We start from the raw sequence: 478 nt of genomic DNA, 5'->3' as shown, positions 1-478 counted from the left end.
CTGATCGTCCGCGCACTGGTGAAACATCCGACGTTGCTTATTCTCGATGAACCACTACAGGGGCTTGATCCGCTCAATCGCCAGCTTATCCGCCGTTTTGTTGATGTGCTGATTAGCGAAGGTGAAACGCAATTGTTGTTTGTTTCGCACCACGCTGAAGATGCGCCTGCCTGTATTACCCATCGCCTTGAGTTCGTGCCGGACGGTGGACTCTATCGCTATGTGCTGACAAAAATATATTGAGTCGGTAGTGCTGACCTTGCCGGAGGCGGCCTAAGCGCCCTCTCCGGCCAACGGTTCGACGCATGCAGGCATTAAACCGCGTCTTTTTTTCAGATAAAAAGCGCAATCATTCATAAACCCTCTGTTTTATAATCACTTAATCGCGCATAAAAAACGGCTAAATTCTTGTGTAAACGATTCCACTAATTTATTCCATGTCACACTTTTCGCATCTTTGTTATGCTATGGTTATTTC

The 478-nt window shown here is 46.9% G+C and carries 1 protein-coding gene; it reads left to right on the top strand.

Translation table 11 applies throughout. The annotated features are described in order from the left end of the window. Positions 1 to 243, top strand: a 243-nt coding sequence (locus ACNFOC_RS55255; RefSeq protein WP_416966426.1) for an AAA family ATPase, incomplete at its 5' end; no start/stop codon positions are given. Positions 244 to 478 lie beyond the last annotated feature (235 nt).

The organism is Streptomyces colwelliae (assembly GCF_048158785.1).
Taxonomy (GTDB): Bacteria; Actinomycetota; Actinomycetes; order Streptomycetales; family Streptomycetaceae; genus Streptomyces.
Note: the sequence above shows the minus strand (reverse complement) of the source record. Positions and strands in the feature narration are given on the sequence as shown.